Annotated in this window: 11 protein-coding genes and 1 pseudogene; 6 read left to right on the top strand and 6 right to left on the bottom strand. The window is 43.0% G+C overall.

Features of this window, described 5'->3' with window-relative positions; all coding sequences use genetic code 11:
* Positions 1-499 precede the first annotated feature (499 nt).
* From F6K38_RS11935 to F6K38_RS11925, 3 genes are all read left to right on the top strand, one after another.
* Positions 500-5,662 (top strand): WD40 domain-containing protein, encoded by a 5,163-nt coding sequence (locus F6K38_RS11935; protein ID WP_287310423.1) that lies wholly within the window; start codon positions 500-502, stop codon positions 5,660-5,662.
* A gap of 467 nt (positions 5,663-6,129) precedes the next feature.
* Entirely contained in the window at positions 6,130-7,425 is a 1,296-nt protein-coding gene (ctpC, locus tag F6K38_RS11930; RefSeq protein ID WP_008186509.1) for a carboxyl-terminal processing protease CtpC, read from the top strand.
* A 687-nt stretch (positions 7,426-8,112) separates the two neighbouring features.
* Positions 8,113-8,820, top strand: a complete 708-nt coding sequence (locus tag F6K38_RS11925) for a hypothetical protein (RefSeq protein WP_008186510.1) — start codon at positions 8,113-8,115, stop codon at positions 8,818-8,820.
* Positions 8,821-8,979: 159 nt separating this feature from the next.
* Here the strand turns inward: F6K38_RS11925 and F6K38_RS11920 are convergent.
* Positions 8,980-9,207: pseudogene (locus F6K38_RS11920) on the bottom strand (class I fructose-bisphosphate aldolase); the annotation flags it as partial.
* A gap of 301 nt (positions 9,208-9,508) precedes the next feature.
* Between F6K38_RS11920 and isiD the strand changes: the two are divergent.
* From isiD to F6K38_RS11905, 3 genes are all read left to right on the top strand, one after another.
* Positions 9,509-9,721 (top strand): protein IsiD, encoded by a 213-nt coding sequence (gene isiD, locus F6K38_RS11915; protein WP_008186512.1) that lies wholly within the window; start codon positions 9,509-9,511, stop codon positions 9,719-9,721.
* Positions 9,718-10,962: a bifunctional phosphopantothenoylcysteine decarboxylase/phosphopantothenate--cysteine ligase CoaBC gene (gene coaBC / locus F6K38_RS11910; RefSeq protein ID WP_008186514.1), complete on the top strand. Its 1,245-nt coding sequence runs from the start codon at positions 9,718-9,720 to the stop codon at positions 10,960-10,962. The genes isiD and coaBC overlap by 4 nt, the downstream gene beginning before the upstream one ends.
* Positions 10,963-11,341: 379 nt before the next feature.
* Entirely contained in the window at positions 11,342-11,740 is a 399-nt protein-coding gene (locus tag F6K38_RS11905; RefSeq protein WP_008186515.1) for a hypothetical protein, read from the top strand.
* A 421-nt stretch (positions 11,741-12,161) separates the two neighbouring features.
* Here the strand turns inward: F6K38_RS11905 and arsC are convergent, their stop codons facing one another.
* From arsC to F6K38_RS11880, 5 genes are all read right to left on the bottom strand, one after another.
* Entirely contained in the window at positions 12,162-12,557 is a 396-nt protein-coding gene (gene arsC / locus F6K38_RS11900) for an arsenate reductase, glutathione/glutaredoxin type (protein ID WP_008186517.1), read from the bottom strand.
* A gap of 60 nt (positions 12,558-12,617) precedes the next feature.
* Entirely contained in the window at positions 12,618-13,334 is a 717-nt protein-coding gene (locus tag F6K38_RS11895) for an MIP/aquaporin family protein (RefSeq protein ID WP_287294239.1), read from the bottom strand.
* Between the two features lie 16 nt (positions 13,335-13,350).
* Complete coding sequence (locus F6K38_RS11890; RefSeq protein WP_287294241.1) at positions 13,351-13,806, bottom strand: ArsI/CadI family heavy metal resistance metalloenzyme; 456 nt, start codon at positions 13,804-13,806, stop codon at positions 13,351-13,353.
* A gap of 150 nt (positions 13,807-13,956) precedes the next feature.
* Complete coding sequence (locus F6K38_RS11885; protein ID WP_008186524.1) at positions 13,957-14,283, bottom strand: ArsR/SmtB family transcription factor; 327 nt, start codon at positions 14,281-14,283, stop codon at positions 13,957-13,959.
* A gap of 14 nt (positions 14,284-14,297) precedes the next feature.
* The gene (locus tag F6K38_RS11880) at positions 14,298-14,600 is read right to left on the bottom strand and encodes an MSMEG_0570 family nitrogen starvation response protein (RefSeq protein WP_008186527.1); all 303 of its coding nucleotides are present in this window, start codon (positions 14,598-14,600) and stop codon (positions 14,298-14,300) included.
* Positions 14,601-14,694 lie beyond the last annotated feature (94 nt).

Raw genomic sequence — 14,694 nt, 5'->3', positions numbered from 1 at the left:
ATTACCTATTACCTATTACCTATTACCTATTACCTATTACCTATTACCTATTACCTATTACCTATTACCTATTACCTATTACCTATTACCTATTACCTATTACCTATTACCTATTACCTATTACCTAAAATCCCGAAATTGTGTACCTCATAGCTATGAGAATTGCTATATAGTTCCACCCCACTATAAAAAATGAAAAATTCCGGGAAATCACTGATATCCCGGCTAGGGACTTGAGGAGAAATAAGTGAATTTATCATTGCTATTAATAATTTTAATTAAATATATTTATCAACTAAGTAGTAGTAATTACTGAACTATTTATCAAGGGAATTATGATAGACGTTTTTCTTGAGTAAGACCTGATTATGCTTATTGTTTTTTATAAGTGAAAACCCATACTTACCGATAAGTTCTGATAGTAATCTTACTATCTAGAGGGTAAATCACCCTAGTAATAGGGAATTTCTGTACCAGTAGGGGTCAAAAGGTTAGTGACATGAAGCAGCAAAATCCCCCAGAAACACTAGCCCCATACAGTGCTCGCTCTCTATTAAGCCTATCCCGGGCAATAATGTTCTCCCAAGGAGAATTTGCACTGATTTTGGTGCGATGCAACTACGAGTTATTTAGGAAGCAAATATGGCAGTATGTTCGAGAAATTACAGAGCTCACCATAGGTGAGCTAATTCTTAACAAGTCTAGTCAAACTCTATTTAGTAATATTTTTACCACCCAACAGTATGGGACAACATCTGCCCTAATGGTATCGGGTCTAGAGTCAGTTGATGGCATCAACCAGGTACTACTTTCAGCTAACCAGGTGCGAGATGAATTGCCCAAATGCTTAACCTGTCCCTTAGTGGTATGGGTAACTGACAAGGGACTTCAAAAGTTGATCAGGCTTGCTCCATATTTTAAAAATTGGGCTACTACCTCGATTCGGTTTGAACTTACCATTGACCAATTACTCGCTTTATGTTACAAGACCACAGATGAAATTTTTGCCAATATTTTGGCTAGAGACTTGGGAGAGTTTTTGCCCAACAAGGTGCTTTCTTTAGCTTCCGATTGCCCCCGACGCCAAGAATTTGAGTGGGCATTACAGGATTTGCAATCTCATGACATCAGCGTAGATTCTGTCCTACTAGCTAGCAAGCACTTTATTCTAGGGCGAGATGCCTTTGAAAATGACCAGATTAATCTGGCCTTGGAGCATTATCAGCAGAGTCTAAATTTTTGGAAACAGGATATAGGAGAATGGGCAGGCTGGTTGTGCAGTGAGGCTCCCCATTCACATGAACAATATTATAAACCGGTTAAACAGGTAAACGGATGTACAACTATCCAAGGCAGAGCTTCGAAGAAGAGAAAAGAGGGCACAAGGGACACAGGTAACTGTTTCGACCAACGTCTCGGACAAACTAAGCACTCAATCCCCCCCTTCTCTCATCCCCCCCTCACCCCTTCAGGTTTAGAACGGCTTGGTTTAGTGTTCTATCACATCGGCTTGTGCTATTGCCGTCAAGCCCAGTTGCAAGGCTCCATCGGTTGCCATCAGTGGGAGCAAGCCCAGAAAAGCTTCTGTACTGCCATTGAGGTGTTTACTACAACAGGACGCTTGGACTTGGTGGCTCAGTTGACCATAAAACTGGGAGAAGTCCTACAACACCTGGAAAATTGGACAGAATTAGAAGCTTTAGCGCTAGCGTTTCTGGCACAGCCTCAAACTCAAGATCAACCAGTTCAGCTCTCTCGAGCCTATGGCTTTTTGGCAACAGTTGCCTATGAGCAATCCCATTGGAACCGTGCTATAGACTTAGCCCTCACAGCTGTGGGTACTCTGGAGACATCTCAGCCGACTCTCAACCCTCAAAAGCTTTGCCACCGAGGTTCCTATCTGCTGCTAGCGGCTAGATCTGTGCGTCAGCTGGGCAAGCCAAAATCTGCGATTAATTATCTTGAACAAGCCATAAACCTCAAAACTATCGAGCCCAATCCTCTACAGCAGCAGCCTCAGCTGTTCATGGAACTGTTGGAGGAATTGCGTACGCTCTACTTCGAGCAAAAAGCATACCAACGAGGCTTTGAACTTAAGCAACAAAAACGCTTGATAGAACAACAGTTTAGGTTTTCTACCTTTGCTGGTATGGCTCCGTTACAGAGTGTCGGGCCAAGTCGAGAAATTGATGCAACGATTACCAAGAAAGGTTTTTGTCCATCAGCCCTAGAAATTGCAGCCGCTGGACGTCAAACCGATGTCAATAGCCTGCTCGAACGCATTAGCCGCAATGACCACAAACTAACCGTGATTCACGGGACTTCTGGGGTTGGCAAGAGTTCCCTGATTAATGCTGGTTTACTTCCTGCACTTAGCTCCAGAATTATTGGTGCTAGACAAACTTTGACGGTGGTGCAAACGGTTTACAGGAATTGGCTCGGTGAGCTGGAAAAACGTCTAGACCTTGAATTAGCAAGTACAGTCCTCTTCAAGTTTAAAGATGCCAACCTTTCACCTTCAACCGTTCAACCAACCCCAAGGGAACGCCTAGGGCGAACAACCAACCCCAAGGGAACGCTTACGGCGAAAGCCATTCTCGATAAGTTGTATCGGTGTTCCCAGCATAACTTATTAACCGTCCTGATTTTTGACCAGTTTGAAGAATTTTTTTTCCTTGCCACCGACTTAGGGCAACGGCATCAGTTTTATGATTTTTTAGCCCAGGCCCTCAATCTCCCCTTTGTAAAAATAATCTTGTCTATGCGAGAAGATTATCTACATTACTTGTTGGAATTTGAGCGCTATAAGGATCTCAGTGTCATTAACAACAATATCCTGGATCAGAAGCTGCGTTATCACTTAGGGGATCTGTCCCCAGAGAATGCCAAAAACGTTATTCACTCCTTAACAGCAGTATCTCAGTTGAAGTTAGAACCTGCTCTAATCGAGGCACTGCTAAAGGATTTAGTCACCAATACGGGAGTGGTGCGCTTAATTGAGTTACAAGTCGTGGGTGCTCAGCTACAAGCGGAAAAAATTACTACCCTTCCAGGATACCGAGCTTTGGGAGATGACCCCAAGACAGTTCTAGTAGAGCGATCGCTTTCCCAAATTATCTATGATTGTGGGCCAGAGAATGAAGATGCCGTCTGGGAGGTTTTATTCTCCTTAACCGATCAACGAGGTACCCGTCCCTTAAAAACCCAAGCTGAGTTAGCAGTCTCCAATGGTAACAACGCCACACTAACTCAAATCCCCTTGATTTTGGAAATTTTGGTAGGTTCTGGTTTAGTCTTCCGAGTGCCAGAAACACCACAAAACCGATATCAGCTAATTCATGATTATCTAGTTCTACCGATTCGTCAAAAATATAAGCAACGTACCCAATCTAATATTAAAGTACGGCTAAAACAAAGTGAGAGTCAACTGTTGCGGGTTCGTAAACAACGATTGCGTGCCATTGCCATTAGCACAGTGATGGCAGTTTTAGCAGTGACCAATGGTGGGTTGAGATGGCGAGCCGAAGCTCAACGAATCAATGCTATGCTTAGTGCGCTGAGTGCCTCTTCAGAAGCTCTTTTCGTGTCCAATAAAACCTTTGATGCTTTGCTCGAAGGGTTAAGAGCCGCAAAAAAACTACAGCAGGAAGAGCAGCAATATCTACCATCTCGAACAGTAGAGGCAGATACCCGTCTACAAGTAATCACAGCTCTGTCCCAGGCAGTTTATTCAGTTTCCGAACACAATCGACTGGAAGGACATAGTGATATTGTTTCGAGCATCAGTTTTTCCCCAGATGGTCAGTTTATTGCCTCCACCAGCCGCGATAAAACGGTAAAACTGTGGCATCCTGATGGCAAGTTAATCCAAACAATTGAAGGTCATCAAGATAGTGTAACCAGCGTATCGTTTAGTGCAGATAGTCAGTTAATTGCCTCTAGTAGCTGGGATGGCACAGTCAGACTATGGCGTCAAACTGGGGAGCTAGTCAGAACAATTACCACTGATGCTGGTCATATATACAGTGTCAGTTTTAGTCAAGATGGCCAGATGATTGCTGCAGCTGGCAAAGATAAGAAAATTCGATTATGGACCGTTGATGGCCAATTAATTAAAACCTTTTCCGGTCACCGGGGTGTAGTGCGGTCGGTAAGCTTTAGTAGAGATGGCAAGATCATTGCTTCTGCTAGTGCGGATAACACCATTAAGCTGTGGAGTCAATCGGGAACATTGCTAAATACTCTTAGAGGACATAGCGCTCAGGTTAACTGTGTAGTATTTAGTCCAGATAGTCAGTTAATTGCCTCCGCTAGCGACGATCAAACGGTCAGGTTGTGGAGTACCAATGGCAAACTAATCAAAACCTTTCCCAAGCATCAGCGATGGGTCCTAGGTGTTGCTTTCAGTGCTGATGGTCAGCTGATTGCCTCTGCCAGTGATGATAATACCGTGCGGCTATGGAACCGTGAAGGCACTTTAATAAACACCTTTAAGGGACACAGCGATGGGGTTAGTGCTGTCAGTTTCAGTCCTACTGAGCCCTTTAGTTCTCAAGACAACCTAGCCCACAGCAATTCTCATATCCCTCTACAACCATCCAACCCTCAAACTGACCAACTGATTCTGGCTTCAGCCAGCCACGATAAAACTATCAAGCTCTGGAGTAGTATTAATCAGTCTCACGTGATTTTAAGAGGGCATCAAGATGATGTACAGGATGTAACCTTTTCTCCAGACTCTCAACAGATTGCCACAGCTAGTAATGACAGAACTGTTAAGCTTTGGGATCGCAACGGTAAGCTGCTCCAAACCTTGACAGGGCATCATGATCTGGTCTATAGCATTAGTTTGAGTGCTGATGGTGAGCTAATTGCCTCCGGTAGTCGAGATGGCACCGTGAAACTCTGGCATCGTAGCGGTACTTTGATTAAGACAATAAAAGCACATCAGGACTGGGTATTGAATGTTAGTTTTAGTCCTGACTCGAAGCGGCTCGCGTCTGCCAGTCGGGACAGGACAGTCAAAATTTGGGATCGCACTGGTAAATTGATTCATACCCTCAGTGGTCATAGTGAGCGGGTTAATGCAGTTAAGTTTAGCCAGGATAGTAAGCGATTGGCATCGGCCAGTGATGATAAAACTGTAAAGCTGTGGAGTGCTGATGGGAAACTCCTGAAAACACTACCAGGTCATCGCAATTGGGTTTTGGATGTCAGCTTCTCACCTGACAACAAGTTCTTGGCAACCGCTAGTTATGATAACACACTGAAACTCTGGCGCAAAGATGGCACTTTACAATCAACCCTCAAAGGCCATACTGATAGTGTGGCAAAAGTCCGTTTTAGCCCCAAGGGCAAAATTTTGGCAACCAGCAGCTGGGACAACCAGGTTCAGCTATGGCGCTTCGACGACACCCTGATCAAAACGTTGAAAGCTGGTGAGCATCGCGTCACAAATCTTAGCTGGAGCCATGATGGAACAGCCTTGGCAGTGGCTAGTGAAGATGGGACAGTGGCCATTTGGAATTTGAATTTAGACGATCTGCTAGATAAAAGCTGCCACTGGCTAAGAAATTATCTCCAAAACAACCCAGAGGTCAGAGAAAGCGATCGCCAACTTTGTCAGCTGATGACAAACAGCTATATAAAATCGAATAATTAGTAGGTTCGAAGCGGTAATGTTAGACTGGGAAATGGTGAATAGGTAATCATTGAACAACTAACGATGAAAACCAATGACCACAATAATTTTCCGGAGGGGAAGTTGGGTGGGAGGAAAATTAATAATATGGGACTGATACCCCCAGCTTCCTTATCCTTAGTCAGGATAGGTTATTTCTTGAAATCCTAGCTAGATGGGATTATGGTGGTGTGGTGTGGTGGTATGATGGCCTGATTAGCTAATGAGGTTAGTATGGATAAATAATATCCTCACGACCCTAATCAACAACACAGATGACCCCTAAAAGGCTATAGCCATAGGGGTATCTTAAAAGGGTTAGACTACCCAAAATTGAACAAGGGGGTGTCAGTCTCAGATTGATTTGCATAGGAGCTGTCTGGCATCCCCGTTCGTTAGATTTAACTTAGCTCCTTTGCATTAGTTTCCCGACCTTAAGCGAAAGGATTATGGTAATTACAAAACGTGGCCTGGTTCTTGGTGCGACAGCAGTAGTCCTAACAACTGTAGCAGTTACAGGAGCTGGTCTTCATCTATCTCAAAGTCAGGCTTTCTTTCGCGAGAGTCCTAAGGAGCTAGTTGATGAAGTTTGGCAAATTATTAACCGCAGGTATGTAGATGCTACCTTCAACCAGGTTGATTGGGAAGAAGTTCGCCAAGATTATCTGAATCGGTCTTACAGCAGCAAGGAACAAGCCTACAAGGCAATCCGGGAAATGCTAGAGCCCTTGGACGATCCTTACACCCGGTTTATGGATCCCGAAGAGTTCAAGAATATGCAGATTGATACATCTGGGGAATTAACTGGTGTAGGTATTCAGATTGCCCTGGATGAGGAAACAAAAAAGTTGATGGTGATTTCCCCCATTGAAGATACCCCAGCTTTTAAAGCGGGAATCCTGGCGAAGGATATCATTATCAAAATTGATGGCAAGAGTACCGAAGGTATGGATGTCAACGATGCAGTACAACTGATCCGAGGCAAGCCAGGGACTTCCGTGACTTTGACCATTCAGCGAGGCCAAAAGGTAGTAGACTATCCGATCACACGAGCTAGGATTGAAATCCACCCTGTAAAGTATAGCTATCGGGAAACTTCAGATGGTTATGGCATCGGCTACATTCGCCTTTCTCAATTTAGTGCTAACGCGGCCAAGGAGATGGGGGAAGCAATCCGAAAGTTAGAAGATCAGAACGTTAGTGGCTATGTTTTAGATCTCCGCTCTAACCCTGGGGGGCTACTTTATGCCAGCATTGAAATTGCTCGGATGTGGTTTGATTCTGGTACGATTGTGTCAACAGTTAATCGAATCGGCAAAGCCGAATACCAGAAAGCAATTAATCGCTCTCTGACTAATAAACCATTAGTGGTACTGGTGGATGGTGGTTCAGCCAGTGCTAGCGAAATTCTTTCGGGTGCTTTACAAGACAATCAACGTGCCATATTGGTAGGAACTAAGACTTTTGGTAAGGGCCTAGTCCAATCCGTCCGAGGGCTTGGAGATGGCTCAGGTCTGGCAGTAACTATTGCTAAGTACCTTACCCCTAGTGGTCGCGATATTAATAAGTCTGGAATTGAACCAGATATTGTGTTTGAGCTTTCGGATGAACAGCGTAAAGACTTGCAGAAAAATCGTGACAAAGTTGGCACCTTGGAAGATGCTCAGTATGCCAAAGCGTTTCAGATTTTGATGCAGGAAATTGCTGCCAAACAAGGCTCAAGGGCAGAAGGTAAAGCTCGTTAAGCCTTAAACCTTTCACTGATTGAGAGTGGGTCGAGTGTGGCAAGAGATGGGAGATTTTATGTTACCAATTCTCCCAACTACTTCTAATTGGTAATTGGTAATTGCTAATTAGTAATTGGTAATTAGTAATTGGTAATTGGCAAACACACTACGGTTATAAATTAAGATATTTTACTGATCCGAGATTCCTTGTTCCCCTTTCCCTTTCAAGGAAAGTATGATGTCGTAAGTTTATGTCTTAGTGTTATATTTGGTAAGTTATCGGGCTTTCCAAGTAGTGTATTCTGAGAAAAATTTTTGCTATTCCAGACTTAGTATACATTGAGTCAGCATTGTTTTGATGGAGCGGTCTTGTTGATAATTGAGACCGTTTTTTTTGTACCACAAGTCAGAATAATTACCAAATCATGAGGATCCTAGCCCGGTTCGTCGTCAGATCAATTTCCTTACTGAGCAAAAAGTAGAGACGTAGTATGCTAAATCTCTACTGGTCTGAAACTTTACTGAATCTTTATCAAAAGCAAACTGATTTGGTATTAATCTATGTAATTAACGTGAGTTAGTAAAAATGCCTAATTCCGTAAAGAAATAGGGGGTTAAGTAGATTCATGTCATTTAACCTCATAGTATTTTTTGATATCAAAAATCTACCACTTAATTAACCAGCATATGACTACCTCAAAGTCGATGAAAGAAAAATCAGTCCCTTTCATTCGAGCAGCAGTTGTTGTTTTAGGAACCTCAGTTGCTTTACAAGCCACTGCTTTAGAACCGGTGAGTGCAGCGACTTTTTCTGTAGGAAATAGCACTGGTGGTTTATTTGTAGCCGACTTTTTCCCACCAGGAGAAATCATAGATTTGCCATTTCCGGGTCAAAGTTTTACGCCCAATGTACCAGGTGATGCGGGGAGTGGCACAGCTCCCACATCCGGTTCGGTTTTGTTAAACTCATTTACCCTAGGCACTCAAAATTCGGGTATTGCCTATGTCTTTGACTCGCGATTCACAGGTATTCCTGCTGATTTATCCAGTCAAACGGTAGGAGTAAATGGTTTATTGGGGAGTAGTACCTCAGTCAGTAACGGTACATATAAATTTGCTGAAAATGGGCTCAAACTGGCTGACGTATCAGCAGAATACTTTGTTTATATAGATACCCGAGTAAACTTTGAGTTGGCCCAAGGAAACCCCTATACTGGTGGGACTGGGTTTGCTGCTGAAGACCCGATTAATCGTGATCCAACCTACATACTGGGGAGCGAAGCAGGGTTGGATGACCCGGATTTAGTGTTTTTTGCTAATTTGACCACTGTACCAGAACCTGTTTCAGGGCTGGGATTATTGGCCTTAGGTGCTTTAGGTACTGGTTTAACCCTTAAGAAAAAGCTAGTTTAGTTTGCCTCACAATCTAATTAGCTACAATAATTAGTCATACAAACCCCACTTGCTTCTGTTGTGGGGTTTGTTGTAAGCATTCAGCCCTCAGCTAATTGGCTACAGATGGTGCTACTTGAGGTGCTATCACCCATCTGAGCCTACTGATCAAAGAGGCTAGACTATCAATGAACCAACGATCAGCAGTAGTCCAGTTGAATAAAACTGCTGGAGACTGCGGAGCACTTGGCAATAGCGATCGCTATTTCCAAAAATCCGTGCCACCCAATCAGGGCCAGGGAGATGCAATAACTCTTTCCTCAGCTTTGCCTTGTAACTAAGCAGGCTTTCGGCTTCATCACCCAACCAGGATTCAATCGATTGGGATGTGGTAAGGGTAGCAGTCATAACCATAAGAGTTCATAGAAAAGTCACTCTACTTTTATTTTGACAATTTCTGATTGGGAAAGGGGCTTTAATAATAACTAATAATAACTGACTACTTACAGCTAGTTTGTGGATAATTTGTATTTCTATGGTAAGCCTCCATACAAATGACCCCTAAAAACTGATAAAAAATTTACGAATACTTCACCCTAAAGCTGGTATTATCTATACTCAGTTGTGTAACTAAATAGGGATAATATAAGTAAAGTTGTCGAAGAAGTACAACTGTTAACAAAAAAGCTAACCAAGAGAGGCGTGAGTGATGGCAACTACGACCATTTCCCAACGTGACCTTAACGCTCTCAGTGCAGAGGACGTTGCCAAGTTGGCTGCACGTCTAGAGCTGGATGATTACTCTAGCGCATTTGAAGGACTCAAAGATTGGCATCTGCTGCGGGCACTGGCGTTTCAGCGTCCAGAGTTAGCAGAACCCTATATCTACTTACTGGACATAGAAGCTTACGACGAGGCGTGAATAAGGGTAGAAAAGTTTTAATTGGTGTATGTGGGGGCATCGCTGCCTATAAAGTTTGTGAGGTTGTTTCTACCCTATTTAAGGCGGTCACTGAAGTAAGGGTAATTCTAACCCAGGGAGCTGAAAAATTTATCACTCCTTTGACTCTAAGTACCCTCTCTCGCCATCCAGCTTATACAGACAACGTATTCTGGCAAGCAAAGCACGAACGCCCGGTGCATATTGAATTAGGGGAATGGGCAGAAGTATTGGTGATTGCTCCTCTGACCGCTAATACCTTAGGTAAGTTGGCTTATGGCTTAGCAGATAACTTACTAACCAATACGGTTCTAGCGTCTAGTTGCCCTATTTTGTTGGCACCAGCGATGAATACAGATATGTGGAAGCAGCAGTCAGTGCAACGAAATTGGCAACAGCTGTTAAGTGACCCCAGGTATCATAGTGTTGGTCCAACAGCAGGACGGTTAGCATGCGATCGCATTGGTGCAGGACGGATGGCAGAACCAGAGGAGATAATCGCCTCTATCCAATCCCTGCTGTACACTGGTGGCAAACGAGACTTAACCGGTAAACAAGTCTTAATCAGTACTGGTGGCACTCGGGAATATATAGATCCAGTACGCTTTATCGGGAATCCCGCCACAGGCAAGATGGGACTAGCCCTAGCCCAAGCTGCCAGAAATCGGGGAGCAGTTGTCACCCTAGTTCATGGACCGGCTACTTGGGAAGCACCGATGGGTATCCGGACAGTTCCAGTAGTTAGTGCTACTGAGATGCATCGGGCAATGCTAGCAGATTTTCCCAATGCTGATTTGATTGTGATGGCAGCAGCGGTAGCAGATGTAACCCCCGGAATCTACCAGGATATGAAGATACCGAAGCATGGACTTCCTGCTGCTCTACCCCTAAAACCGGTGCCAGATATCCTAGCTGAATTGGGACGACTGAAACAGCCCCATCAGTACTTAGTTGGATTTGCAGCACAGACTGGAGATATTATCAAACCTGCGTTACAAAAATTAAACAAAAAGCGATTGGATGCAATTGTAGCTAACCCAGTTGACAAACCAAACGCTGGTTTTGGCAGTGATACCAACCAGGCAATTTTGATTGATAAAACAGGACGGCATCAACAGATTAATCGCTGCACTAAATTAGAGTTAGCTCACCGTTTATTTTATTTTATCCAAAACAGTCCCGAGGACAATAGTAATGTAAAGTATCAAATAATTACTAGATAACTAGTATTACTATAAGTAGTCGGACACAAGTTTTGGGCTCTTTGTAAAGTTTTGTAAGCACAGCCAAAACGCTTCAGGGTAAGCGCAAGAAAAAATTGCCCATAATGTGCATTGGCTGGATATCGGTTGAGCGTGGCTCGAAACCCCTATAATCTGGTAGAACTTTATTCTCAATAGAGTTGGCTTGTTGATAATAATGCCCTTTTTTTCTCAATAAGCTACAGCTTATTGATTCTTGCGCTTACCCTGCCAAAACGCTTGTGGCACAATAATAAATAATAATTAGCCTTGTTGTTACATTTATTAATACAGAACTGTTAGTGATCTACTTTAAACTAGTAGATATAATAATTCCAATCAAAAATAGACTTTTTGTATTATGTCTACACGTTTATCTACTACTCTTATAATTCCACTTATTGCCTCGGGACTATTAACGGCATTCCTTCCTAGAGCAGCTAGGGCAGAAAGACCTACCTGGGGTACTGGTTCTGGTTGGTCAGCTGTTAGCACAACTAGCCGGACAGCTTGTGAATTAAAAGCACTCGAAAAATTCAAAAAGTACGAAGCTGCAGGAAAGTTACAAAACGGAACTGTAAGACGTTTGCGAATGTCTGGTGTAGAAGGTCGAATGCAGGGTAAAGATGCAATGTTCGTTTTACTTTGTGCCCCTGATGGAGATGCTGTCTATGTATTCGACGTTTGTCCTGTGAGTGTTTGTAGAGAAAGTTCAGTAATTAATTTGCGTAATGAATTGGGTCAAACGATGGTTTGGTAATAACGCCCAAGAACATTTGTGTTGGCTTACGCTATCGCGATGCTGTTGGCGAAATATAACTTCACACGCTGAAACCCTTGTGATTTAGCGATCACTCATCAAACCATTATGTAGTTTTGTTAAGCGAATAACAGCATAATAATGCTTTCAGAAAGCGCGGTTTTATACACACTATGTTCGGTAGAGTCCCTTTTTTTTGAGTTATGACCCGATTTTGAAAACATCGGGCATAACTCAAAAAATTGGACGGAATTGACCGGTGATATCGTCTTATAGATAAGGATACTAAAGACAGAACATAAAATTTTTTCCAAAGTCCAATCAACTGTAAATCAATAGCAATCCTAAATCAATTGAGAGAATGTTTGTTCCCTGTTCCCTACTCCCTGCTCCGAAGTCCCTGTTCCCTTTGCTAAACTAATTAGCTCAATGTTTCCACTAACTTAGCTACTCGTTCTTTAATTTCATCTCGGACACGGCGAAACGTCTCTAGTAGTTGCCCATCAGGATCATCAAGCTGCCAATCTTCAAACACATCTCGTAATACCCAGGCTTCTGGTAAATTAACACCACAGCCGCACAAGGAAATTACAGCATCATAGTCTTCAGCCTTGAAATCCTTTAAAGGATTAGACGTCTGGTCTCTAATATCTATATTAATTTCATCCATTACTTGAATTGCTGTAGGATGAACTCGGCTTGCTTCTAGTCCAGAACTAGTAACAGAAATCTTTCCTTCTCCTAAGGTTCTAGCAAACCCCTCCGCCATTTGAGAGCGGCAGGAATTTCTTTTACAAACAAACATGATTTGTTTCATAGTAATTTGTTAGTTTTTAGTTGTTAGTTTTTAGTTGTTAATTTTTAGCTAGCTATGGTTTTATTGAATATCCCTAAATCCATGGGAAAGTTGCCGATAGGCAATCACGGCTAATTGCGCTCCTACAATTGGGGCAACCCAATAAATCCATTGATGTTGCCAAATCCCAGCTACTAGGGCTGGCCCCAATGAACGGGCTGGATTCATGCTGGCACCGGTAATTGGTCCGAAGCAAGCGGCTTCTAATGCTACGGTTAAGCCAATAGCCAAACCAGCAAAGCCAATGGGAGCACGGCGGTCGAGACCAGAGCCTAAGATCACAAACATTAAGATAAACGTGAGTACTACTTCCAGGACTAAGGATTGAAACCAGTTCCCTTGTAGAGGCAGAGTTGCGCCAAGATCAGCAACATACCCCAGTGTCAACAACAGTAATGTTGAAGCAGCGATCGCACCAATACATTGAGCCAGGATATAAGGTAACACTTTGCGAGCGGGAAAAAAGCCACTAGCCCAGAAAGCAAGAGTCACAGCTGGGTTAATATGGGCATCGCTAATATGTCCTGTGGCATAGATTAAAGCAGCGACCACTGCTCCAAAAACAAAACTGACGCCCAGATGAGTTAAGGCTCCACTAGTGATGTGATTAACCATGACAGCACCAGTGCCAAAAAAGACTAAGATAAATGTAGCCATGCCTTCAGTTACTGCCTCTCGCCAGCAATGGGATATTAAGGGCCCGAGAGTTTGTTTGGGTATCAGTTTGCGGATTCTCATTTAATGGTGATCTAATTTATCCACAGCAGGAGGATGTCACAGTATTGGATTCCTGCTGAGAATTGTCGGTAATCTTGAGATTCATCTCGGGTGAAGTATCTTCGACGTTCACCACAAATACTTCCCAGCGGTTACCATCTGGGTCACTTATCCAAACTTTATCCTGGATGGCATAGCAACAGTGAGTGTTCTTTTCCTCTAACACCTCTAGTCCTGCAGCTTGAAAACGCTTGATCTGAGCTTGTACGTCTTCTGTCGTTTCAACCTGTATACCTAGATGAGATAATGTCCCACCAGAGTGCATGTTGGGGTTGAGTTCTAGGGTGAGATTGAGGGGCGGATTTGCCAAATCAAATTTGGCGTAGTCAGCTTTGTATTTAACTGGAGATACACCAAACATTGCCTGGTAAAAGGTGACAGATTTGTGAAGGTCAGTGACATTCAGGGAGACATGAGTTTTGAGAGTAGCCATGAAGAACCCTCCTGTTTTACTAATTAGTTAATCCTAATATATCAAAAAAAATTGATTTATTGCTTAAACAATAGTTAAGCCATCGGCTGAATTGGCTAATGGTATTGGGCTAATGGTATTAGGTACATCAAAAGCAGTCTAGACCCTAAGCTAGTCTGAGCAACAACTACGGGTAGGTACCATCACAGCTGTGCGACGAAATTCTGCCAAATATTGCTCTAAAACCACAAACTGGGGCAAATTCAGGCTGTAGTACATCCACCTTCCCTGTTGGCGGGGGCGAATCAGACCAGCTTGTTTAAGGGTTTTCAGGTGAAATGATAGTTTTGATTGCTGGACATTTAAGCGATCGCATAAATCACAAACACACAACTCTTGCGATCTCAGTAGCTCAATCACTGCCAGGCGCAGGGGATCGGAAAGAGCATGGAAGCCAGCGAGGATAGTAGTGGAGTCTGGAGCAGAAGTGGCTTGCATCAATTTTTATTGAATTATTCTGTGGGTTGGACATCGATAAATTTAAGTAATCGCACTTTTGGTTCAGATAGATTACTATACTTCTTAGCTGTGTCTTCTATTTGCTTCAGTTGTCCTAGTGCTTTGCTACAAGAGAAACCAAATTGAGCTTTGACGCGATCACTACCATCGTTAAGCGCAGTTCGAGATAGTGCCACAAATTCCGACAGAGAATAGTCTTGCTCAGCATTAAAATATTTCTTGACTACTAGAGAAGGAGAATAGCAAAGTTCCTGATAACCATCAGGCCATTCAATCTGGAAGTGAGTTTCAGGCATCTTCTTATCTGATCGGATTTTATATTTTAGACTTGGAATTTTTTATTTAATTAATTATAACGATAAACTTGAACAAAGACTTGCCGTCCAGTCA

This window comes from Moorena sp. SIO3B2 (assembly GCF_010692525.1).
Lineage (GTDB): Bacteria > Cyanobacteriota > Cyanobacteriia > Cyanobacteriales > Coleofasciculaceae > Moorena > Moorena producens.
Note: the sequence above shows the minus strand (reverse complement) of the source record. Positions and strands in the feature narration are given on the sequence as shown.

What these genes read in the sequence shown, in the direction of transcription:
- F6K38_RS11935 (WP_287310423.1), top strand. Translation starts at nt 500, where the DNA reads ATGAAGCAGCAAAATCCCCCAGAAACACTAGCCCCATACAGTGCTCGC.
- ctpC (WP_008186509.1), top strand. Translation starts at nt 6,130, where the DNA reads ATGGTAATTACAAAACGTGGCCTGGTTCTTGGTGCGACAGCAGTAGTC.
- F6K38_RS11925 (WP_008186510.1), top strand. Translation starts at nt 8,113, where the DNA reads ATGAAAGAAAAATCAGTCCCTTTCATTCGAGCAGCAGTTGTTGTTTTA.
- isiD (WP_008186512.1), top strand. Translation starts at nt 9,509, where the DNA reads ATGGCAACTACGACCATTTCCCAACGTGACCTTAACGCTCTCAGTGCA.
- F6K38_RS11905 (WP_008186515.1), top strand. Translation starts at nt 11,342, where the DNA reads ATGTCTACACGTTTATCTACTACTCTTATAATTCCACTTATTGCCTCG.
- arsC (WP_008186517.1), bottom strand. Translation starts at nt 12,557, where the DNA reads ATGAAACAAATCATGTTTGTTTGTAAAAGAAATTCCTGCCGCTCTCAA.
- F6K38_RS11895 (WP_287294239.1), bottom strand. Translation starts at nt 13,334, where the DNA reads ATGAGAATCCGCAAACTGATACCCAAACAAACTCTCGGGCCCTTAATA.
- F6K38_RS11890 (WP_287294241.1), bottom strand. Translation starts at nt 13,806, where the DNA reads ATGGCTACTCTCAAAACTCATGTCTCCCTGAATGTCACTGACCTTCAC.
- F6K38_RS11885 (WP_008186524.1), bottom strand. Translation starts at nt 14,283, where the DNA reads ATGCAAGCCACTTCTGCTCCAGACTCCACTACTATCCTCGCTGGCTTC.
- F6K38_RS11880 (WP_008186527.1), bottom strand. Translation starts at nt 14,600, where the DNA reads ATGCCTGAAACTCACTTCCAGATTGAATGGCCTGATGGTTATCAGGAA.